General features: G+C 29.8%; 18 protein-coding genes and 1 pseudogene. 3 read left to right on the top strand and 16 right to left on the bottom strand.

Features of this window, described 5'->3' with window-relative positions:
• Positions 1-9 precede the first annotated feature (9 nt).
• From C7H52_RS07805 to C7H52_RS07750, 15 genes and pseudogenes are all read right to left on the bottom strand, one after another.
• Positions 10-4,041 (bottom strand): DUF2194 domain-containing protein, encoded by a 4,032-nt coding sequence (locus C7H52_RS07805; protein ID WP_106463342.1) that lies wholly within the window; start codon positions 4,039-4,041, stop codon positions 10-12.
• 3 nt (positions 4,042-4,044) lie between these two features.
• Positions 4,045-6,039: a hypothetical protein gene (locus C7H52_RS07800; protein WP_146130024.1), complete on the bottom strand. Its 1,995-nt coding sequence runs from the start codon at positions 6,037-6,039 to the stop codon at positions 4,045-4,047.
• Positions 6,036-6,812, bottom strand: a complete 777-nt coding sequence (locus tag C7H52_RS07795; protein WP_181256223.1) for an endo alpha-1,4 polygalactosaminidase — start codon at positions 6,810-6,812, stop codon at positions 6,036-6,038. The genes C7H52_RS07800 and C7H52_RS07795 overlap by 4 nt, the downstream gene beginning before the upstream one ends.
• Positions 6,813-6,828: 16 nt before the next feature.
• Positions 6,829-8,442 carry an exopolysaccharide Pel transporter PelG gene (gene pelG, locus C7H52_RS07790; RefSeq protein ID WP_106463339.1) on the bottom strand — a complete coding sequence of 538 codons (1,614 nt, stop codon included), beginning with the start codon at positions 8,440-8,442 and terminating at the stop codon, positions 6,829-6,831.
• Entirely contained in the window at positions 8,442-9,971 is a 1,530-nt protein-coding gene (pelF, locus tag C7H52_RS07785) for a GT4 family glycosyltransferase PelF (protein WP_106463338.1), read from the bottom strand. Before pelF ends, pelG begins: the two co-directional genes overlap by 1 nt.
• A 1,072-nt stretch (positions 9,972-11,043) precedes the next feature.
• Positions 11,044-11,454 carry a hypothetical protein gene (locus tag C7H52_RS07780; protein WP_106463337.1) on the bottom strand — a complete coding sequence of 137 codons (411 nt, stop codon included), beginning with the start codon at positions 11,452-11,454 and terminating at the stop codon, positions 11,044-11,046.
• Between the two features lie 2 nt (positions 11,455-11,456).
• Complete coding sequence (locus C7H52_RS07775) at positions 11,457-12,974, bottom strand: nucleotidyltransferase domain-containing protein (RefSeq protein WP_106463336.1); 1,518 nt, start codon at positions 12,972-12,974, stop codon at positions 11,457-11,459.
• A 14-nt stretch (positions 12,975-12,988) separates the two neighbouring features.
• Positions 12,989-14,005: a CBASS cGAMP-activated phospholipase gene (locus tag C7H52_RS07770; RefSeq protein WP_106463335.1), complete on the bottom strand. Its 1,017-nt coding sequence runs from the start codon at positions 14,003-14,005 to the stop codon at positions 12,989-12,991.
• The gene (locus tag C7H52_RS13555; RefSeq protein ID WP_262494503.1) at positions 14,006-14,137 is read right to left on the bottom strand and encodes a hypothetical protein; all 132 of its coding nucleotides are present in this window, start codon (positions 14,135-14,137) and stop codon (positions 14,006-14,008) included.
• A gap of 11 nt (positions 14,138-14,148) precedes the next feature.
• Positions 14,149-14,631 carry a transcriptional repressor LexA gene (gene lexA / locus C7H52_RS07765; protein WP_245918606.1) on the bottom strand — a complete coding sequence of 161 codons (483 nt, stop codon included), beginning with the start codon at positions 14,629-14,631 and terminating at the stop codon, positions 14,149-14,151.
• Positions 14,614-14,802: pseudogene (locus tag C7H52_RS13540) on the bottom strand (helix-turn-helix domain-containing protein); the annotation flags it as partial. The pseudogene C7H52_RS13540 and the gene lexA, both read right to left, overlap by 18 nt.
• Positions 14,803-15,741: 939 nt before the next feature.
• The gene (locus C7H52_RS13440; protein ID WP_181256222.1) at positions 15,742-15,882 is read right to left on the bottom strand and encodes a hypothetical protein; all 141 of its coding nucleotides are present in this window, start codon (positions 15,880-15,882) and stop codon (positions 15,742-15,744) included.
• Positions 15,883-15,895: 13 nt separating this feature from the next.
• The gene (locus C7H52_RS07760) at positions 15,896-16,306 is read right to left on the bottom strand and encodes a DUF6527 family protein (RefSeq protein WP_106463333.1); all 411 of its coding nucleotides are present in this window, start codon (positions 16,304-16,306) and stop codon (positions 15,896-15,898) included.
• Positions 16,299-17,468: a ThiF family adenylyltransferase gene (locus tag C7H52_RS07755; protein WP_106463332.1), complete on the bottom strand. Its 1,170-nt coding sequence runs from the start codon at positions 17,466-17,468 to the stop codon at positions 16,299-16,301. Before C7H52_RS07755 ends, C7H52_RS07760 begins: the two co-directional genes overlap by 8 nt.
• Before the next feature lie 6 nt (positions 17,469-17,474).
• On the bottom strand, positions 17,475-17,735 hold the full coding sequence (locus C7H52_RS07750) for a multiubiquitin domain-containing protein (protein ID WP_106463331.1): 261 nt from the start codon (positions 17,733-17,735) through the stop codon (positions 17,475-17,477).
• Positions 17,736-17,870: 135 nt separating this feature from the next.
• Here C7H52_RS07750 and C7H52_RS07745 point away from each other — a divergent pair, with 135 nt between their 5' ends.
• Genes C7H52_RS07745 through C7H52_RS07735 form a run of 3 tightly spaced genes read left to right on the top strand, consistent with a single transcriptional unit; the run spans position 17,871 to position 20,027 of the window.
• Complete coding sequence (locus C7H52_RS07745; protein ID WP_106463330.1) at positions 17,871-18,206, top strand: helix-turn-helix domain-containing protein; 336 nt, start codon at positions 17,871-17,873, stop codon at positions 18,204-18,206.
• 1 nt (position 18,207) lies between these two features.
• Positions 18,208-18,795, top strand: coding sequence for an ImmA/IrrE family metallo-endopeptidase (locus C7H52_RS07740; RefSeq protein WP_106463329.1), 588 nt, complete (start codon positions 18,208-18,210; stop codon positions 18,793-18,795).
• Between the two features lie 2 nt (positions 18,796-18,797).
• Positions 18,798-20,027 (top strand): reverse transcriptase domain-containing protein, encoded by a 1,230-nt coding sequence (locus tag C7H52_RS07735; protein WP_106463328.1) that lies wholly within the window; start codon positions 18,798-18,800, stop codon positions 20,025-20,027.
• Positions 20,028-20,338: 311 nt separating this feature from the next.
• Here the strand turns inward: C7H52_RS07735 and C7H52_RS07730 are convergent, their stop codons facing one another.
• On the bottom strand, positions 20,339-21,496 hold the full coding sequence (locus C7H52_RS07730; protein WP_106463327.1) for a BamA/TamA family outer membrane protein: 1,158 nt from the start codon (positions 21,494-21,496) through the stop codon (positions 20,339-20,341).
• Positions 21,497-21,577 lie beyond the last annotated feature (81 nt).

Raw genomic sequence — 21,577 nt, 5'->3', positions numbered from 1 at the left:
CTGCTTTCTTTATTTTAGATAATAGGTTAAACCAACATTAAAGTTATTACTGTAAAAGTTTTTTAAAGTATAAAACTCGGCGTTAGCATTCAATTTAAAATAGTCCGAAATTGGATAATTTACCTGACCGCCATATCGTAAAAATTGATCTGAAAACGTATCTAAAAATCCACCAACATTAACACCATACTCTAATTTTGTGCTAGGATTGTTGTGAAGGTAATTTATTCCTATACCACCATAGAAGCGCTCCTTTATTGTCCAATACGGAAAACCATTAACACGATTTGTATTACCTAACATTCCTGCAATTTCTGTATAAGGATTTAAACTATCAAAAGATTTAAATTTATATGAATAAATGAATTTTGAAACTACAAGACCGTCTATCACCTTATCAGTATAACAGTTACCTTCAAGTGCTAAAACCCCAGAGATTTTTGAGTTAAATTGATATTCTTCATAAACCTCCAATTGTGAACGGTAAATATTTAAACTGTAAGCAGGACCTGTTATAGCTGGTCTTATTGATAAGCCTATACTACTATATAAAGAATCTTTAGACTTTGTCGCCCTTAAACTTAAATTATAAAACAACTTATTTTCAGAATTTCTTTCTATGAGTGCTTTAGTACTAAAGTTAAACTTATTGGTACGCTCTTTAAAGGCATAACCATAATGTACACCATACAAATTGTGATCTCTGTTTGCTATATCATTTTCATTGGTGTTTATAGCATAGGCGTTGTATTGATTAATACCAAAACTATGTTTAGCCAACTTAGTGTTATAAAAATGATAGCTTAGCTGGTTACCGAAAGCAGTTGGATTTAAACGATCGGTAACTAAAGTCGATTGACTTTCTAAATAATGTCCGGTCTGTAGTCTTAGCTCTTTTTTAATCAATGCCAAAGTACTGTCCAAAATTAAATCTGGGTAAGTTTTTATAATAAAGCGCTTATCTTCTAAGCTTGCATAATTTAAAGCTTCATTTAAGTCAGGAATCACTAAACGTTTTGAATCTTTAGTACTTAAAGTTTCAGCTATTGCAAAAGCATCTTTTTGAGAACTTTGTCCTAAATAAAATGCAGTCATATACAATTTAACACTATCATCATCTGGATGGTTTAAACTATAATTTTGATACATTTTTATTAAACTGTCATAGTCTTGCAACTCTGCTAACCACTGTAATTGGTCTATTACAGGAAACTCTTTATTACATTTAGCCCAAGATAAAGCTCTACGGTAATAATTGGCGTTTCCGTAAGCGTAGGCTACATCATCCGTATTTAAATTTTCTAAATTACAAGGTGAGAGATTTTCTAGAGTTTTTAACGCCTGTGCTGAATCTGTAACTAACAAATAATTTAAATAAGCTGCAAGATCTAAAGTTTTTAAGCTTTCTAAATCTTTGGCGTTAATATACCAATCTACAAGGGTTTCTTTTGTAATATTTTTAGCACACTTTGACCATAAAATGGCGTCATTATAAAAAGATTGTTCTGCTAAAAATTGTGCGATTTCTCCTGAAATTTCATTGGCATATAACACATCGCAAGGTTGAAGCTTTTGAATATAGACTAATGCATTAAGTATATCTTTCTCCATTAGTTCTAACAATAATTGAGACTTGGACGTAGGGCTTGTAGATTTCTCAAGTTGCTCCCATAATTCCTCGGGACTTAAAACAGACCCTGTTTCAGTTTCAAAATAATCGTTATAAGCAATTTTTAAAGACGTTTGGTTAGGATACATAGTAATTTGTCTTAAAAGCCATTTTTTACGGGTTTGCAAATCTGGATAATCGTTAGATTTTGATAGATTTATAGAGTAGTCTATAATAAATTTAGATCTTGATTTTGAATAAAGTTGATCTAAAAACGTCCATGTTTCTTGAGGTTTTTCTTCCCAATTATAATAGGTATCTAATGTGTTAAAATCTTTTAAATTTGGTGTTTTTTGAGTTAAGATTTTATCTTTTAATAGAGCAATTGCTTTTGAAATGTTATTATTTTTAATTGCAAAGTCTATTTCTTCATCTAGCGTTTCAAAAACAGGAAAACCACTAGTGTAAATCTCATAGTTCTTAACAGAATTTACAATAATATCTTCATTATTGTTATCTGTATTTTCTATCATTTTCTTACCTGTACCCAGTTGTAATTGTGCTGCATTAGTTTCAATCATTACTAAAACACCATTTAAAACAGGTGTTGTTGAAAATTTTAACTTTTGATTTTTTAAATTTAATTGAGTCGATTCCCAATTTGATGATTTAACATACATCATCCAATACGTTTTAGTTTTTGGATTAAGTGCTTCACTTAAACTAAAGTTTAGCTTTTCTAAGTCAATATTATAGGATGCCTTGCGCCAAGATTTTGTCCGCTTAACTGCTTCTATCGTTGATAACGATGGTGTTAATGGATATTGTTTTTGAAAATTCTTAATATAATTTTCAAAACGTGGTAATAATCCTAAACTTTTATCTTTTGAAACACGCCATCCATAAGTATTCGGGTTTCTGTATGCAAAATTTCCTTTACTATCTGTTGTGTTCTCCGCTGGAATTTGATACACATCATCTGGATGAACAAAATGACTCCATATTCCAGTATATAAAAATAGAGATTGATGATCAAATTGAGCTTGTATAGACATGTCATAACCACTCGTGTTTCTAGGGAAATCAAATATTTCAGAGTTATAAGGTTCTAAATCAAATTCTCTATCGCCACCTTCATAAAAATCTCCTAAATACAGACTACTAATTGTTGTTATACTAGGCATACCTTCAACTAAAGCATTTACACCTGTTTTATCAATAAAATTTGAAGGCGGCACATAAGTTTGTGGCAATGCTCCATAATTTAGAGAATTCCATCGTTTGTTAGCTGCATTTAAAGAAGTTATCATAAAGTCTGGATTTTCCCAGTCTTTTATTACTAAAGATTCATGATTATATCCGTGAAAACCCATTTCAAATCCGTTAGCATAGACTTGTTGCATTAACCAATCTGAATTGTTAATTGATTTGCCTTTTACCATTTCGGTAGAGCCATCCCATTCCGGAAATAAAAATGGAGGTTCTGTTTTATCTCTATAGTCAAAGCAAGGAATTGCGGTATACGTTAAGTGATAGGTTTTTGCCAGTTTTACCATATCTGGCCACCAGATTTTTTTATAAAACTGTGCCTGATTTATATGATATTCACTTTTAATAGGTTCTTGTATTCCCATGTATAAAGGTGCAGGGAAATCATCTAAAAAAATCGTACTCACATTTGCAACAGGATAGGGCACATTTGATAAACCTGATAAAACCCCAGCAAACAATAAACCTCTATCTTGCTTTTGTGCATATTGAGTAGTATTGAAAGCAATAGCAAAACCTTTCCCCAATCGATTTTTAATAATTGTTGGGTAATTGGATTCATTTTCAGCAGTAGCAAGAACTTCTATTTTAGAAGAAAAATTCTCTTTCGCTAAGCCATAATGAACAATATTAGTAAAATAACTTTTATTTTTAAACTCTGGTATAAATGGTGTTTTAAAAGTAAATCCTTTAGCAGTAGTATTAACGATATAGTCGGAATTAGGTTTAACTCCCATAAAGAAACCAAATTTCTCATCTTCTGAAGCATTAGGAAAAAACAAAGCGTTTCCCGAATTAACAAATGCTATTAAAGCGGTCATAGCTATTTTAGAAAGAACCTTGGTGTCTCTTATCACAACAACTTTTGTGGTTGGTGCTAATAAGCCATACTCGTTAAATTCTGATACATCTAATTGCTGATAAGGAATTTTTGTATAGTTTATGGTTTTACGTAATTCGTTATTATAATTTTTACTTTCAACATCCTTGTAGTCTACTAAAAAAACAACCATTGGGTTAGAGCTATCTGCATCATAAACCGTTTTTATAAGTTCAATAGCTTCAGTTTTTTTGTCGTCATCTTGACAACCTATAAGCGCAACTAATCCTATAATTGTAATTGCGAATAAAATAAATTGATTAAAAAAAGATTTAGAACTCATGATTTAAAAAAATAAATCGTCTATATGTGACGCTTTGGGTTCATTAATAATTTCGTATACTTTTAACTCTTTAGAATCGTAAAAAACATTTATTTTACGACCTTTTTGTAATAGTAAATCTATTTGAGATTGAGCTTTTTCCTGTTCTATTATGTCCAATCCGTTTTTGGTATTTAAAACCACGTCTTTATCATAAATAAAAACAAAAACACTCTGAGGAAGCACTATTTCAGGATGGTATTTTAAATAGTTAGTATTGTTTTTAAACTTGTAGTAAATTTCATCTTGATCCATATAAGACGCATCAAACTCTTGATAATTTATAAAATAATGTTTGTCTTCGCCTATTCTAGAGTTTACTTCACGATTAACAATAGCATAAGAAAAGGGTAGAAGGGTTTGATCCATTAAATCATAAACCTTCAAAATATGAGCATTAATTGGATTTCTAACTGGATAATTTTTAAGTTTTTGTGACTCAAAACCATAAAGCACAGCTAAAACCGATATAGTAATGACAAAAAGTTGCAACGGAATTTTAATTGTATTGCGCAAGGTCACAAAAGACAATAACTCAGTACAATAAAAAACAATTAAACCAAAACCCAATGGAATAGAAGCCACTAGAATAAGATTTAAAATGTCCAGATCCATAAACGTTAATTGCAATTGGTACATAGAAAATAACGCCACTAAAAAAACACTTAACATAGCGACTGCTTTATACTTAAAAGTATTTTTAAAATAAAGCACGACACTTAATACCCCTAAAACCACTGAAGATATATAGTAATACGAATACAGCTGTTTTATAGGTAAAATAAGCTGTGGGGCGTAAGTGTAATAATTAAATGAAAATAGATTGGTAGATAAATAGAAACTTATCTCTTTGCTTTGCAAATAACCAATAATACAATAACATAGTATTAATACTAAAATGGATAACGCATAATACCCAATTATAGTCAGTACTTGCTTGGTTTGCTTTTTAACATTAAATATAAAATAAACAAAAAGCATAACAGGAATTATAACCATTGCAACAAACCAATTAATTAAAGCTATTGCCAAAACAAATAATACAAATAAGGCTTTAGCTCTTTTTTGCTGAAGTTTTTTGGAGTCATTAACAAATAAGTAGGTAAGGAGTGGAAAAGCCAATGTAAGAGCAAGAAAAACAGATTTTGGCTGAGTCATTAAATTAACATTTAAAGGCAAAAAACAATACCAATATATAAATACCATTGCTGCTGTAAAGCCAGGCACCATAATACTTCTTGTAATTCTATTAAGCATCCAGAAAAGCACCAAAGCCAATAAACTTGTAGTAATTAAAGCAAAAGACGAAAGTGCAACTGCATCACTAATTCCGGTAATAAGTGCATAAAAGTTAATTAAAGCCATTTCACCAAGACTATTACCATTTGCAATAAACCAGTGTTGCTTAGTAATTTCCTTAATGCTAGATAGGTCTTGGTACCAGAAATCAGATAACGTATAATTATCGTATTTAAAAAAGTAAAAACGAGATGCAAAACATAAAATAACAATAATTACTCCAACACTTATTTGCCACAACTTGATAACTCTTTTTTCCTGATCTAAGCTATTTTTTGACTTTTTGAAATTTTTCTCACCTAAAAGTGGTGTTTTAAATTCTATACTTTTAACGACATAAAGTATAAATCGGGTTCTAATATGTTTTAATTGTGGTCTTAAATCTTTTTTGAAATCGAGATCTAAAAATGTAAATACCGCTATTAAGAGTAGTATAAAACCTACTACGATAAAGTCGTAACTATTTAATTGAGTAAGAATTAGAATTAGTATAATTAAAAAACTTACAAAAAATGCATAGCTTGAAATAAACAAATCTAAACCATACTTCTTTTTACTAGGTTTGATTACTAAGAGATTAATGGCGTAAATAAATGCAATAAATAATAGAAGCCTAAATGGACCCAACACCAAATTATAGGCAAATAAAAAGTTCATCATTTGAAATACCAATTAGGGATTTTTTGCAGATCAATTTGTCCTATAAACAAACTAAGTTTAGAGGTTTTTAATCTCTTTTCAATTTTTGTTTTTAATACCTTAGAATTGGCATATTCTATTGCAATAATAGGTAGTTGATATGTTTTTGCACTAGACTTTACTAAGTTTAATCGAGATTTAAACGTTTTTTTGTCTCGTAGACGATAGTTATTTTTATCAAAATCATAATCGCTTGCAATACTTTCTACAGCTACTGCATCAATAAAGTGATAAGTTTCTTCTAAAATTTCTAATCCTGCATTTTGCATAACTTTAAGTTCTGGATATAGCGTTTTTAAAGCTTTTAAAAAGGAAATTAAAGCTTCTTTTTTTTGTGGCGTAGGACCATAAATAGTATAATTATCTATATTATCTATAAACAAGCCATCAAACCGCTTATTCACTACAATTTTTTCAATTTCCTGTAGTAAAACTTCTTGTGTTTTTACAGCTTCAATATCTAAAACATGGCTATCCCAAATAGTATTTTTTCCTAAGGTTTCAGATGAAATTGTTGCGTAAAAAGCTGCTGTTTCACTTACTTCACCTAAACTAATGTAGGCTAGAACATTTTTATTTTCATTTTTAAAAAATAAAACTTCTTCAGAAGTAAACCATGCCGATTCCAAAACCACATAATCAAATCCAGTAACCTGTGCAGGTACGATATCACCATAGCAAAACAAGCTCTTTACAGAGGTGTTTTGTGCCATCAATCCATTAAAAAATAGCATAAGTATTAATGTTAATTTAGTAAGACGCATAGTAATAATAATCAAGTTTTTTAAAGAATTTTAAAGTAAACCTAGTGGTTAAAACGGCAAATACTAAAGAGCCAATTAACATGCCCAATACGGCATATTCATAAGACACCATTCGGCTAAAAAATAAACCAATTATAATATTTGTTAGCAAGGCAATAATTAAAATACGTAAAGCTGCTTTTTGAACATTTAAAGTATATAAATACAGGACGTTAAGCATACCAAAGGTTAAAAATAAATACCCAAAACCACCTAAAATACTCACTTTTATACTTAAGTCGCTCAACTGTTCGTCAAATCCAGCTTCATAACCCCAAGGTTTAACAATAACTAAATAGAGTAGAAGCGCTATAACTAAAGTACTACCTGCAAATAGTTTAACATGGCTCATATAAGAATCCCTCATTTTTGCATTAAACAATTTGCGGTCGCTGTAACGCTCTTTGTATTGGTGAAACTCCATAAATCTTGAAAAAGCAGCAACACTGTATTCTAAAACTCCAGCTAGCAAAAAGAACACCAAAATGGCTAAATCCATACCAATTTCATAATCTTTTTCATAATACACCACATAAGGTAAGTCTCTATTTAAAGAGGTAGACCAAGCTAAAATACGATCGGTAAAAATGAAGACATAGTACAACAAACCATAAAAGAAGTAATCCAAATTTCGGTAAATGGCTAACATAATTTTTGGAGTACCGTTATTAATACCTTGTTTTGTTTTTAAAATACGTTTAAAAAACCACTGTAAATATATAATAGGTATTATAGCACTTATTAAAATACCTAACCAATGCACTAAGTAAATTGGAGTTTTAGTAAAAAAGTGTAACCCCAAAGCAACCAAAGTACCAACAGTTACTGAAATACTAATAATATAACGCTGTTTTATGGTATATAAAGGGGCAAGTGTAAGTAATAGTAAACCTATTAAAAAGGCATAAATAAAAGTGATTACTATAAATTGAAAGGGATATAAAAAGATAAAGCAATTAATTGCACCAATAACCAAAAATAATACTGCAATACTCTTTAATCCAATTCCAATAATCTGATAAATAGCTTTTTTAGCCATTAAAAAATCTTCATTGTACCAATAAAAAGACACTTGTTTCCCAATAACCTGGACAAATCCTCCGGTGACCACTAAGCCAATAACTACTCCTAAAACTACAGATGTAGATTGTAATTTATTAAAGCCTACAAATGCCCATAACGAGAACCCAAAAATAATAATAGACAAAATTTGAACTGCTACAGGAAGCAAATGAAATAAACCTGTACTATAGTCTTTTACAAATAGTTGAGAACGACCACTTAAATAGTTACTTAACCTAATAGTTTGTCTTTTTTTATGATCTGAAATTAATTGAGCTTCATTTTGTAAACCTCGAAACTCAGGAGTATTAAGTAGATTGAATATATGTAAACCTAGTTCTGGGATAGAGGTAAAGCCATAGTCTTCTTTAATATCAACATCTCTAATACCTAAAGACTCAATAGTAGCTGAAACCACTCGGGCATTTACAGGCTTTCCATTTCTTAATTTTACGGCTTCAATTAATTGATACAGCCGTTCTTGTTGATGCTTGCTCATTAATTAATTGAAAAAATTTCAGTTTTTAATAAATTCGAAGCTCTTTTTAATGGTTTAATGGTTTTATAAGCATCCTCGTAAGCTTTAATAAATTTATCTAAAGTAAAATAATCTATTACGCGTTGTCTCGCGTTAATACTCATAGTTTCCTTCATTTCACGATTCTCGAGTAAACTTATTAAAGCTGTTCCAATAGCTTCAGGGTCTTTAGGTTTACATAGAAAACCACAAGTCTCATCCAAACCTTCTTTAACACCTCCAACATCTGTTGCAACAACAGGAATCCCACAAGACATAGATTCTATAACTGTATAAGGGAAACCTTCAGAAATAGAGGTTAAAACAGACGCATCTCCTTCACAAAATAAAGTATGCGGATTAGGTTTTGGTCCCATAAATTTAAAATTAGATTCAATTTGTAGTTCTTTAATAAGTGCCAGACATTCTGCGGTATATTCTGGTACTGCTTGATCATCACCATATACGAGAAATTGAACCTCTGGGATTTTATTAGCAACCACTTTACAGGACCTAATCATGGTTAGGACATCTTTAAGCTCGAATATACGCGCTAATGCTACCACAGTAGGTATATTTTTTAAATGTTCTGGTTTTTCTAAAGGTTTAAACAAATTATGATCTACACCATTATAAATCACCTGAATCTTATCTGGATTAGCACCATACAAAACTTCCCATTTTTTATTGAAGGCGTTAACAGAGATAATACGATCCGATTTATAATAGGAGAGACGTGCTATAGCTTCAGAAAAACGAATGAGAAGATTTTTAAGAAAAAACGGGTATTCTGAACTATTAATAGCCAATAAACGCTCTCTAATAAATACACCATGTTCTGTTAAAATAATAGGAGTTCCAAATTTATAATTGGCAATTAATGCTGGAATAATAGGAAAACCACTTATAGTAACATGAGAAATATCACATTCTGGCACATCTGTAATGGCAAGTGGGATTAAAAAACGGTATATCCAACGCATTCCAATAGTTAAATCTAATAGGGAAGCGGTTGGGTTGTTTTCGCTAACTACATAAGACGATACAATAGTACAGTAAGCTTCCCAAACAGGCTCACTACGCATGGTTTCTTTATAATCGTAATCTTCAAAATACAGCCATAATTTATAAAAGGTAGCGTCTAAGTTTTTAATCTCATTTTGCTCACCATAAATAAAGTGAAGTAATTCTGAAAAAAGAGGTATAAAATCCTGATTTATAGTCTGTTTAGATGTCCATTCTTTACGACCTATAGTTTTATAATAAGCATAGCCATAACTCATATAATCATAAGGCTCATCTGGTGTCCATAAAGGCACCTGAATAATCTGTTTTACATTATCGGATAAATGGTATTTAGGTTTTTGCTCAAAATTGGCATTTATAGCGTAAAGTTTAAATTCTGCATTAGAAACCTCATTACATAAGGTTTGTGCCCATGTAGAAACTCCGCCGCCATTATAGGGGAAAGTTCCTTCAGTAATAAGCATTACTTTAATTTTAGTAGACATGGTTCATATCAATATCTTTTTAAAAAACCAATCAAATGTATTTTAAAAATAAAATTTGATAATAAATTTAACATATTATTTTAAAATAGAACTATAACGAATTCTAATGGTGAATTACAGACACAATATTAGAGTAGATGATTTAAATATTCTGTTCATAAAATGTCCAGAAACTTTTAAAATACTTTATGAGAATACTGTTTAAAACTTTTATCTATAGTTTATTTAATTAAACATCAATAACTAAGTAGAAGCAGTCTTAAAATATTCTATTTTACATAATATTAATTATAGGACAAATGCTATTGTTGGTTATTTGCTTAGAACATACCATTAGTCAACTATAATGATATTATGTAAAATACCTAGAAACATAAGTTTTCATTACGATAGACAGAACTTGGGTCATTAAGCTTTATCCCTTTATTATATTTTAGAATTTAGGAAACTTAGAACATTAGATCCTATAATTTGACGTTATGTAAAATGTCCGCTGTCAAACGCTCGATTGTTTATATAAATCAAATTGTTATTACAATTTATTTATAACTCAATTTTCCAACGCTTGCCAGCCGCACAATAAAAGCTACGTTTTAGATATAATTAAAATTTTGTCGCACATGGATATTTGTGCTACATATTTTTTTCTACGCGATTCTCATGGCATTCCATAAGAGCTAAAATTTTAAGAAAAATAAAATTCTTAGCACTTATTATATTGTTAGTTCAAATTTGTCTTTTTTAATTGTAACTACTAATATTATGTAAAATACAATTTGAAACTTTAGAACTCACCAAGTTTTAATTATATATCTTTTGTCTTGAAACAAAAGAAACAAAAATTCAAGACTGCATATAATTTTGGAAACAATTACGGCTCTCTACGCTACATTTTAAGAAACTTCTGAACTCCTTAAGATTTCTAAGAAATCCAATTGAAATTTAGAACTCTTAAGAATGTGTATTACTAGCTCCTTAAAATATTACGCTTCATTCACCTATTGTTTTACCAAAATATTATGAGGTCGTTTTGCCAACACATCATCTGGGTTAAAACTCGTTTTGCGTAAAACTAAGTTTTTAGTTTATGAGCCATGTTTTCTATAGAATACTTTGCTAGTTTTGGTATTGTATGAATAGAAATTCTAATCTCCCAATTAGATAAACTAGGCATTAAACTGACATCATTACTTATAAAAATGTCACTATCTGATTGATATAAATCCTTTGAAGGAATTAGATAAACCATTCTTGGCTCTTCTTCAATTATTAAAACTAGAATAATAAATAAGTTGTCTCTTAAATCTCCTAAATCTTTTTTTACAATTTTAGCACTACGATCAATAGTGTCTAAATCTAATGATTGAAAAAACAATTCATTAGTTCCTAATATAAAATCTACTCCTTCCCTTCCACTCTCTTTTGGGATTATTTCTAAATTAAATTTTAGAAATTCAGAATTAAGGAAGCTTAAAGTGCACATAATTAAACTGTTACATTTCGCTTCAAAACAAAGGGATGGTTATACAATCTCAGTATTGGCCATTCTAAAATATTTTCATAATTAAATTCAGCCATACAATTTTTTATCATTTCTTGAGTAGCAGAACCTAATAGAAGATTACAGCAAAGAACGAACGAAGCAGAATTGTTATTTCTTCTTAAAACATCTTCTATATCTTTTCTTGCTTCTATTGAAAATGTACGTCCTCTATGTTTGGTAATTTGATAATAATTAACTTTTGCTACATCTTTACTTTCGCCTTCATCTGCTTTAAAGTAATAACTTTTAGCTAATTCTAATATTGGTTCCCATTCTGTTTTGCCTTCAATACCAAGATGAATTAAATCCAGTAATTCTCTATTATTAGAAGAAAACATACTAACTCCATTTTCTAATCTCTCCTTGGTTTCTTTTATCAAAATTTTATCTATCCTATCACCTGTTCCAAATGATTTAGTTTTTAAATTTAAATTATCGGATAACCCACTTTTCTCAAAACTATTTATATCCCTTTTTAATTGTTGCACCCATTCAAAAAAAGAATTTGCTAATTCAGGTTGTAAATTCCAACGGTCAGCAAAATTTTCTCTTTCATTTTCTGGTCTAGAGTAGTCAACTGGATTTGGTATGGACCATTTGCCATTTGAATAATCTAATATGTTATCTTTATTTAAATATCCATTTTTAATTAAAGATTCGTTTCTACTTAAAGAATAATTGACAAACTCATTAATTATCTCAATTATATTACTTTGTCTATATACTTGCGTTGTAATAGTTGTAATAATTATTGATATTGGCTTAAAATCTTTGTTTACAAAATGGACATCTCTATGTCTTTTCATAATTTGAATTGCACGCTGTAATGATGTTCTGAAGAGCTGCTTAGGAACATCTTGCTCACTTTCATACAATCCTTTATTCGCATTAAAGATTGAACTCCTTTGAGATTCAATAAAACTAGTTGAATAATTGTTTTTTGATTTAAACCATAAATAATACCCTTTAGGATTACTAGTAGACCAGGAATAGATGTTATTTTCTTTGTGTGTAATATCAATATTATGCAATGTTCCTTCATCAGATTTTAAAGCTGGCAGAACATCAATATGAAAACCTGGTCGGTTATTTTCAGTAGCATATTCTATCGTCCAACACCTTTTCCCTTCAGTATCTAACATTCTTTCATAATCACTATTTTCTTTTAATCTATCGCCAATATCATTTTTTAAAATTTTAGAAGATTTTGATTCACTATATTTTGTCAATTCACATACTTGGTCAATATCAAAATTTCCATCTTTATCATTATGATATGGTCTCACGACTGTTCCAAGTCTAAATGAACCTTGTAAATATACATCAGGTAAATAACCAGATTTATAGAACCCATTGTCAAGCCAATTTTTAACTGCACTAAATCTCTCTTGTGCAATTTTATAATCTGATGGCGATATATCTAAATACTGCGCTATTTGTAATAATATTTGATTACTCATAATTTTGTTTATAATTAGTAAAAATGTCTTTTTAAAATATCTGTTCTTTTGTATTGATATTCAATTGCAGCTAATTCTGCAAAATTTGAAATTAACTGTTTATCACATTCATCCATTTCCAAGTGACTACCTTCTGTTAATTCAACATCTAACCTATCATAAACAAAATTCTCACTTTCTCTTCTATCTATTCCTTTGTGCAATAAGCTAATGTAATTAGCAACTAATTGAGATTGACTTTGCATAAATAATTCAATTAGTCTTTTCCTTTTGTTTTTCCTCATCCAATAGTATAATCCCCATTTTCTTCTAGAATTAATATCTGTGAAATTCTTATGACCAGTCCCAATAGAAAATATTTCCAAATCAGAAATATCAACTTTAAAAGCCTTAATTGCCTCTAAAAAAGCAACTAAAGTCGGGTTATTTGCCATGACACCTCCATCAACTTTATTTATAAATGATTTTTTTATATCATTTAAATCAACATACTCATTTGAATATGGATTAAAGTAAGTGGGTGCAGCAGCTGTCGCCATAGCAGCTTGATAAGCTGGAATGTGAAAATCTCTAATGAATGCTTCGTGATACGGTGTTTTTAAAACACTTGGATTCCCTCTAACTAAATCATAAATAGGTATACAAACATCAGTTTTACAATCTTTTAATCTAGGGTCAACACCATTGTTATACTCTTTAAATTTATTTTGGATTAGATTTTCTAAAAAATCGCTTTTATGGGAAGCAAAAAATAATTGACTAAAAAAACTTTTTTTGTTACCAAAAATGCTTTTAGCATTATTTAAGTATAACTCATAAATCTCTTTTGCTGGTATTCCAAAAGATAGAGCTAATGCAATTATTCCTCCTGTCGATGTCCCAGTTATTAAATCAAAATGTTGATATATTTTTGTTTTTTCATCTTTCCTTTTTTCAAGCTCAGATTCAATTAACATTAGTAAATAAGCAGGAAAAACACCTTTAATTCCACCTCCATCGATAGATAATATTTTGAATTTTTTGTTATTCAATTATTTCCTCTTTTTCGTTCTTCCAACCTTTATAGTTTCAATAACCGTAGTTTTTGGTCTTCGTTTTGCCTCTTTGATAGTAATAAACTGTCCGGTACCAGCGTCTCTACCTCTCTTACTTTGCCTTGCCATAATATTTTATTTTACATTTTTATAATTTCTTCTACTATTCCCTGAATTTTAAAATCAGTTGTAAGTATAATTGGTTGATGAATTTTATTTGTAGATTTTGGTTTTAATACAATCATATTGCCTTGTTTCCAAAATTCTTTTATAGTTGCTTCATCATCAATTAATGCCACAACTTTATCTCTGTTTTCAGCTACTTGTTCTTGTCTAATCAAAACTAAATCACCATCATTTATATTTGCCTCATCCATTGAATCCCCAGAAGCTCGTAATATAAAATAGTTTTTATCCTTTTTTATTAATTCGACAGATACTGGAATTTCACTTTCAATATTTTCTTCAGCAAAAAGAGGATGTCCACAAGCGACATTGCCTAAAAGCGGAATATTAGTAGTTAGTTGATATTCAGATTCTGATTCAGCTAAAGTTAAAAGATCAGATTGCCGATATTTATATGGTTTGCTTCTTCCTTCTGTACTTTTATTATTATCTAACAATTCGGTTACTGCAACATCTAAGATATTTGCTATTTTAAATAAATCTTCAAGACTTGGTTGTCTCCTATTTTGAACATACGAATTGACCATATTGTAGCTTTTCTCCATCTTATCAGCAAGCCATTTTTGCTTTATTCCTTTATCTTCAAGAATTTCTTTAATTCGATTCATTGTAAAACTTTGATTATCAAGTACAAAATTAAATAAACTTATGATTTATCTCATAATATGAGATATTATATATTAACATTATGAGTATATTTATTAACAAATCCATTCCACACACATTTTACTACGCTCCTATCGTCACTTCGTAAAAAGAGTGTTTCATTAACTGAGAAGAGAAATATTAGAGAAGAAAAAAATAAAGAAACTGTAGTTTAAAGATGCGCTTTTAACCAAAGCCCATCTTTACATAACGCAAGTACATTATAGTGCAAATTTTCATTTATGTTGTTTAGCTCATTAAAACATTTGTATCTATAATTAGCCGTTATGTAAAATAGTCGCTACCAAGCGCTCGATTGTTTTATAAAATCAAATTTCTCTGGCAATTTATTTTTCACACAATTATCCAACGCTTGCCAACGCCAAAATAAAAGCTATTCTTTTTACACTCATTAAAAATCGTGTATTCGATAAATTGTACGTAATAAAAAAATTTAGACGATTCTCGTGGATTGCCACAAGAGCATAAATTTTATGAAATCGACTTTTTAGGAGATTCACGAACACATTTGAAGTTTATGCAAATAATTAAATATGTGAGTAAAAATAAAATTCTATGCACTTGTTATATTTAGAACTTCAATTAATCCTTTTTTTAATGTTTCATTATCTTTTTTCTTGAAACAAAAGAAACAAAAATTCAAGGCTGCATATAATTTTGGAAACAATTAACGGCTCATTCGCTATATTTTAGGAAACATTGTAACTCGTTAACATTGCTTTGAAATCTCTTTTATAATTGAAACTCTTAAGAATTTGTATTACTTAACCCCTAAAATATAGACGCTCATTTCTCATATTGTTTTAACCAAAATTTTATGAGGCCAAGATTAACATCGAGATTCTATTTTACATAATGTTATAGAATTTAATTATTAGTGATTAATCACCCTTTGTATGTTTATGCTTTTTTAATGGAGGGTAATCTTTCTTCTTGTCAGGAGAAACTCTTCTTCTTTTGTCTAATGACCCATCATCCTTTTTAGGTTTTGGGCCAGGTTTAATTGCTTCAATTGTAATCATAATTTTCTTTTTATTAATTTGATAATAGTTTTAAAAACCAATCTAATATTCTTCTTAAAATTGTTTTTTTAGTTTGTTTTGCTTCTAAATCGTCATAATATTCTTTTCTTTTTCTTGCCTCTGCTTCTCGACCAGCAATGATTTCATCTTCGCTCCAGTCATATGACCATTCAATATTCCCGCCAGTAATCCAGTAGTGTGACCTACAAGGTAATTGCCAATTACCAATTGATGGATATAAAGTTGGCTTATTGTTTAATTCCTTAAAAGACCATTCAGATGGGTCTAATGGAGTCATTATTTTATTTTCACAACCGCATGGACACAAATGACCAGCGATACCAAATTCTTGCGAAACATACAGAATTCCTTGTTCTAGGTCTTTTGGCAAATATTCAACCTTTAATAATTTAATTTTATCCATTCTCCCCTACTAAATTTACTCCATCAACATTAAACAACATGTGGAAATAGGAATTTTCATCCAAATAAAAACCTCTAATCTGTTTATATTTTATAACCGCTAAACAGGCATTTAAAGCGTTAAGCTCTGAAATTTGAATATTACTTTTATAAACGTCATCGGGAATATCACTTAACGGAGCTAGCCTTTTATCTATAATACTTTGTGCAGATTCAGCAGAGAAATAAGTAGTGCGAAGTGTTCCACTTATTAACCCAGTATCTTTATCTAAACCCATGCCCACATCTATAAATGGAATTTTCATTTTCACTAGTAAATCAAATATTTCGACTCGAGAATCGCCACTATCCACACACACAAAAGCAAAAGTAACTCCAGTTAAATCATCTTCAGAATCACAAGTAATATAATTTGGGTAAATATTTACATTGCTACGAAAATTTTGATAACGATTTTTATAGACCTCTGTTTTTCTTTTACCTAGCTCCTCTTCATTTAATTTCCCTGGAGAGCGGAATGCGTTATGAACATGATACCAATCTCCATCAAATGCTTTAATTTCTTTAACTGGAGTTTTAACCAAAAAATCTAAAAGGTATGAACCTGTTCCGCCAAGACCAATAATAACAATTGTATCCTCTTCAAGTTTAGCACTTAATTCTCCTATTTCAGACCTACTTGTTAGAGTATCTCTGAATTTAAATACAGATTTAGAATTTTCATCAGCAACTCTAAAAGTATAAGGATTAGCATCGAATTTATCCATAGCTGGTCCAGAAATTATGGTAACATAATTTTCAATTTTCTCGAACCAATCTTTAAACTTTCCACTTGGAGGCTTGTTAGAAAAAGACCTTTGTACAACTAAATCTTTAGAAGTCAAATGAACTGATGTTGCACCTCCACCTAGATTCCTAATTTGTTTTCCGTTCAATTCATAAGGAGCACTACCACAAAAAAATATTTGATGGTCTTTCATGCTCATTTTATTCTGGTTAATAAAATTAACTATTGAGACTATTGCACCTATTTGAAGGTTTCCATTATTATCTAGATAAGGGATATCTCTTACAACAAGATGATTGTTATCTATTGATAATGCATATCCCTTTTTTAATAATCTCTCAATATCCTCATTATTTTCTGCTAAACTTACTATCATTTCTATTTAAGATTGTCCAGTATGTTTCACTTTAAAAATCATTCCTTCTTTTACTCTAACTTTTCCACCTGGAGATAAAATTCCAGTTGGTTTATTTCCTTGTCCTCTTTCATAAGTAACTGAATAAGTTCTTTCAGGATGTTGAGGGAAATCAGGGAATGCTAAAGTGACAACTTCATCATAAGTGATATCATTCTTTTCTTCTTCATGTGGTGTCCCATTAACTATAATAGTTACCAGCTTTTTTTTGTTTTCTTCTTTAATCATTTTTTTTAAATTTAAATTACTATATTTGTTTCACACATAAAATTATGTTGCATCAAAGATACGCTATGTTTTACTGTCTCACAAGTGAAACAATGTTTTACTTATTAACAACTTTTTAATTTTATTAACATTTAAATGAATTCTGAACTAAATACAAGTCTTTTAGCGGGTATGCTCAAAGCAAAAAGGGGAAGTACTGGATTAAGAGTTACTGCTTCCGAAATTGGTGATATCAGTTCTGCTACACTCTCACGAATAGAACAAGGAAAACTTCCTGACGTTGAAACTTTTATTAAAATATGCAAATGGCTGGAAGTTACCACTGAAACATTTATTGTTTCTAACAGTGAATCAAAAAGCGTTTCATCAAAAGATAAAATTTTAGCACATCTGCGAGCAGACAGAGAATTGGATCCAGATACTATGAATATGCTAACCAAAGTTATCGATATGGCTTATAACAGAAAATGATTTGGCAAAAAAGAGTTATTTGCAAAGAGGGTTTAAGGCTAAAGCTGAAAGAATTTCAAATCAATTCAGGACTGAATTAGGTTTGGAGTACCATGAACCTTTATGTGGTTTCAAATTAGCAAACCATTTAGAAATAGAAGTAATTTCTCCAGAGATATTGGGACTGAATAATAAGGAACTTGATGTTTTATTAGGAAATAATTCTACTAGTTCAGGTTGGTCTGCCCTAACAATGACAGACTGTAATAATCAAAAACTAATTATTCATAATACTAGGACTAGTATTGCAAGGCAGCAAAGTGATATAATGCATGAGTTAGCTCATATTATTTGTGAACATAAAATAGTTGTTCCTGAAGGAGTTATATTACCTAGCTACATGCGATATTATGATAAGTTTCAAGAGTCAGAAGCCGAATATCTTGGTTCATGTCTTCAATTACCCAGGGAATGCTTGGTTTGGGCCATAACTATTGGTAATATGTCCAAAAGGGAAATTGCAACTAATTATTCTGCTAGTTTGCAAATGGTTAACTATCGCATTAATACTACTGGCATTAGTAGACAATTAAAATATATTAAGGCTTAACATTGACACTACTAGAAGAATTATCAAATAAAGACTTCTTATTTGAAGCATGGAACCAATTAAAGAAAGAGAATGAAGAATCTCATGGATTATCTGGGCGTACTATAAAAGAGTTTCAACAAAATCTTACTAATAATATTTTCAACATAAGGCGCTTTCTAATTAAGGGAAACTATAGCTTTTCTCCTAATAGAGCTGCGGTTATTAAAAAAGAAAACGGAAAGTATAGACCGCTACAAATTCCTGAAATTAGGGATAGAGTTGTTCTTAAAGCACTTGCTATTCTACTTGAAGAAAAACTCAAGGATTTACTTAAAGATAGCGAAGGTATTAGCTATGCTTATCAAAAAGGCAAAGGTGTAAAACAGGCTGTACTTCAGATGAAAAGTATTTTTGACCAAGGAAAACAAATAGTACTTAAAGCTGATATTGTAAATTTTTTTGAAGAAGTTGATAAAGATTCACTTTTAAAAAATAAAATATTTCCAAATCTAAAAGATAAAACAATAAATTTTTTGTTAATAAATGCTCTTAATCAAAAACTTGGAGGATTAAAACGCTTGGGTAAAAAGCATAAAGAATTGTTTAAAAATGCTGGAAAAGGTATTCCTCAAGGAAATCCACTTTCACCATTGCTTTCTAATGTTTTTTTGGCAGATTTTGATAGTTATATGAAAAGTGAAAATCATCCAATGGTCAGATATGCTGATGATTTTATTGTTTTATTTGATAATATCGAAAATGCTAAAGATGGTCATAATAATATTTCAGCATACTTAACTAACGAACTTGGTTTAGAAATCCATGAGTTAAACGAGAAAGAAATAGGAAAAACCACTATCATAAACCCATTTAAACAAACCTTATCTTTTCTTTCCATTCGTTTTGATGGAAAAAATTTATTGCCTCCAACTAATTCTATTCCATATCTAAAAAGTAAAATTGCAAAAGAAGTTAAGAATGGAGAATTTAATGAAGATACTTTTAATGCAGTTTATACAATAATTACAAGTTGGATTGCCCTATATTCATATTTAGAAATAGATAAATATTTTGATGCTATTAATAATTATTTGGAATCAACATTTAAGAAGAAATTTGGCAAGGAAAAGATTAAAATTACTACTTGTGAAAAATTAAAAAGTAGATATTTTAAAGAAAGGAACAAAAAAAATAAAGCACCTTTTTGGAAAAAAATAATACCTGCATTTAATAAATCAAAAAGTATGTAATAATTAAATAAGATTGCCATTCCACACACATTCCACTTCTCTCCTATCGTCGTTACGTAAAAAGAGTGTTCCATTAACATTGTAGAAGAAACTTTTAAAAATAAATTTTTTCAAGAAACTATAGTAACAACTTTCGCTTTTAGTCAAAGCTCAAGTTACATAACGCAGAACATTATAGCGCATTTTTAATATTTGATAATTCCGTGGATGATTCATATATTAAAACATAGCTTAATAAAACTTTAAATAAGGGATTCTCATGTGTTCAATAACCCTAAAAAAAGCTAAATAATTCTATCCGTTTATATAATCTAAAACGCTTCAGCAATGCTTAAGTAAAAGCCGCTAGTGTTTTTTCCAAAGCCATAATCTAACCTCAAATTAAGGTTTTCTTTTTTGTCTATGCTAAAACGAGCACCAACGCCATAATTTGGTTTTAAATTTTTAAACTGAAATTGATCTATATTGTGATAAACATCGCCTGCACCAATAAATCCAACTAGACCAAGTCTTGAGTCTTTAAAGTTTTTTCTATATTCCATTTGTGTTGCAAACATATCTCTGTCCACAAAGCGACCTTCTTTGTAACCTCTCATAATATCACTGCCTCCAAAAAAAGAATATTCAGAAAACGGTAAATTTCCACGAGAGGTTTGTCCAGCAATATGTAGCCCTAAAATATCGTCATTCTCTTTAGAGACATCTATATAATGTCTTAAATCGATACGTGTTAAATTAAATTTTTGAGTACCTCCAAGAACTTTATCATATAAACCATGCGTAAACTCTAAGTACCAACCATCTTGAGCGTTTAAAATATTGCTTCGGCTATCAAACAACACAGCAAATTCTGCACCTACAGATGTAGATCCGTCAAAACCTTCTGGTCTATTTGTAGCTATTAGTCCGTTAGGTTCTATTTCTGTTTTAAAAATAGAATTATATCTAAATCCTGCACCAATAAAAAGATAACGATGAAATAGTTGCTTTAAGAAAATAGGTTCTATTAAAAACTGATAATAATCGTACTGCTCTTCGGCTTCTTTTTTGGTGTCCGAGCCTATGCCATAATATAATCTTGGATAATTTTGAAACAATAAGTTACCCTCTATAACCCATTCTTCTTGGTTGGTAAATACTTCAAATCCGCTGTAAAGAAAAAATTGATTATTTAAAGTATATTGTAAGGTCATTGGCATGTTAGACACTCGTGTCTCCTCTCCACTACCATTAAATTTAAATAAATATTTTGCACCTGTCCCAAAAGCAAAATTAGTTTCTGGAGCATAACTCATTACTGGTGCTGCAATAAATTTTTGCAGGTATAATGTAGAATCTTTTTCTACTGCTTTTTTGTTTGGATAAAATGTAAAAAACTCTTTAAGTTTATCTATATTTTGAGCATTGACCGAAGTAAAACTGCTTATAACTAATAGTAAAAAGAGACTTTTATAGAGTTTATAACTCATATTTATATAAATAATTGGTGTTAGATAAATTTTAAAAAAGCAAATGTAAGACCTATAATTAGTTATGCATTGGTTTTACAA

This window comes from Aurantibacter aestuarii (genome assembly GCF_003008425.1).
GTDB classification, from domain to species: domain Bacteria; phylum Bacteroidota; class Bacteroidia; order Flavobacteriales; family Flavobacteriaceae; genus Aurantibacter; species Aurantibacter aestuarii.
The sequence above is the reverse complement of the archived record's forward strand: the minus strand, read 5'-3'. Positions and strand labels throughout refer to the sequence as shown.

Excerpts from the sequence above, each read along its gene's own strand:
- C7H52_RS07805 (WP_106463342.1), bottom strand. The coding sequence starts at position 4,041 with ATGAGTTCTAAATCTTTTTTTAATCAATTTATTTTATTCGCAATTACA.
- C7H52_RS07800 (WP_146130024.1), bottom strand. The coding sequence starts at position 6,039 with ATGATGAACTTTTTATTTGCCTATAATTTGGTGTTGGGTCCATTTAGG.
- C7H52_RS07795 (WP_181256223.1), bottom strand. The coding sequence starts at position 6,812 with ATGCTATTTTTTAATGGATTGATGGCACAAAACACCTCTGTAAAGAGC.
- pelG (WP_106463339.1), bottom strand. The coding sequence starts at position 8,442 with ATGAGCAAGCATCAACAAGAACGGCTGTATCAATTAATTGAAGCCGTA.
- pelF (WP_106463338.1), bottom strand. The coding sequence starts at position 9,971 with ATGTCTACTAAAATTAAAGTAATGCTTATTACTGAAGGAACTTTCCCC.
- C7H52_RS07780 (WP_106463337.1), bottom strand. The coding sequence starts at position 11,454 with ATGTGCACTTTAAGCTTCCTTAATTCTGAATTTCTAAAATTTAATTTA.
- C7H52_RS07775 (WP_106463336.1), bottom strand. The coding sequence starts at position 12,974 with ATGAGTAATCAAATATTATTACAAATAGCGCAGTATTTAGATATATCG.
- C7H52_RS13555 (WP_262494503.1), bottom strand. The coding sequence starts at position 14,137 with ATGGCAAGGCAAAGTAAGAGAGGTAGAGACGCTGGTACCGGACAGTTT.
- C7H52_RS13440 (WP_181256222.1), bottom strand. The coding sequence starts at position 15,882 with ATGATTACAATTGAAGCAATTAAACCTGGCCCAAAACCTAAAAAGGAT.
- C7H52_RS07760 (WP_106463333.1), bottom strand. The coding sequence starts at position 16,306 with ATGGATAAAATTAAATTATTAAAGGTTGAATATTTGCCAAAAGACCTA.
- C7H52_RS07755 (WP_106463332.1), bottom strand. The coding sequence starts at position 17,468 with ATGATAGTAAGTTTAGCAGAAAATAATGAGGATATTGAGAGATTATTA.
- C7H52_RS07750 (WP_106463331.1), bottom strand. The coding sequence starts at position 17,735 with ATGATTAAAGAAGAAAACAAAAAAAAGCTGGTAACTATTATAGTTAAT.
- C7H52_RS07745 (WP_106463330.1), top strand. The coding sequence starts at position 17,871 with ATGAATTCTGAACTAAATACAAGTCTTTTAGCGGGTATGCTCAAAGCA.
- C7H52_RS07730 (WP_106463327.1), bottom strand. The coding sequence starts at position 21,496 with ATGAGTTATAAACTCTATAAAAGTCTCTTTTTACTATTAGTTATAAGC.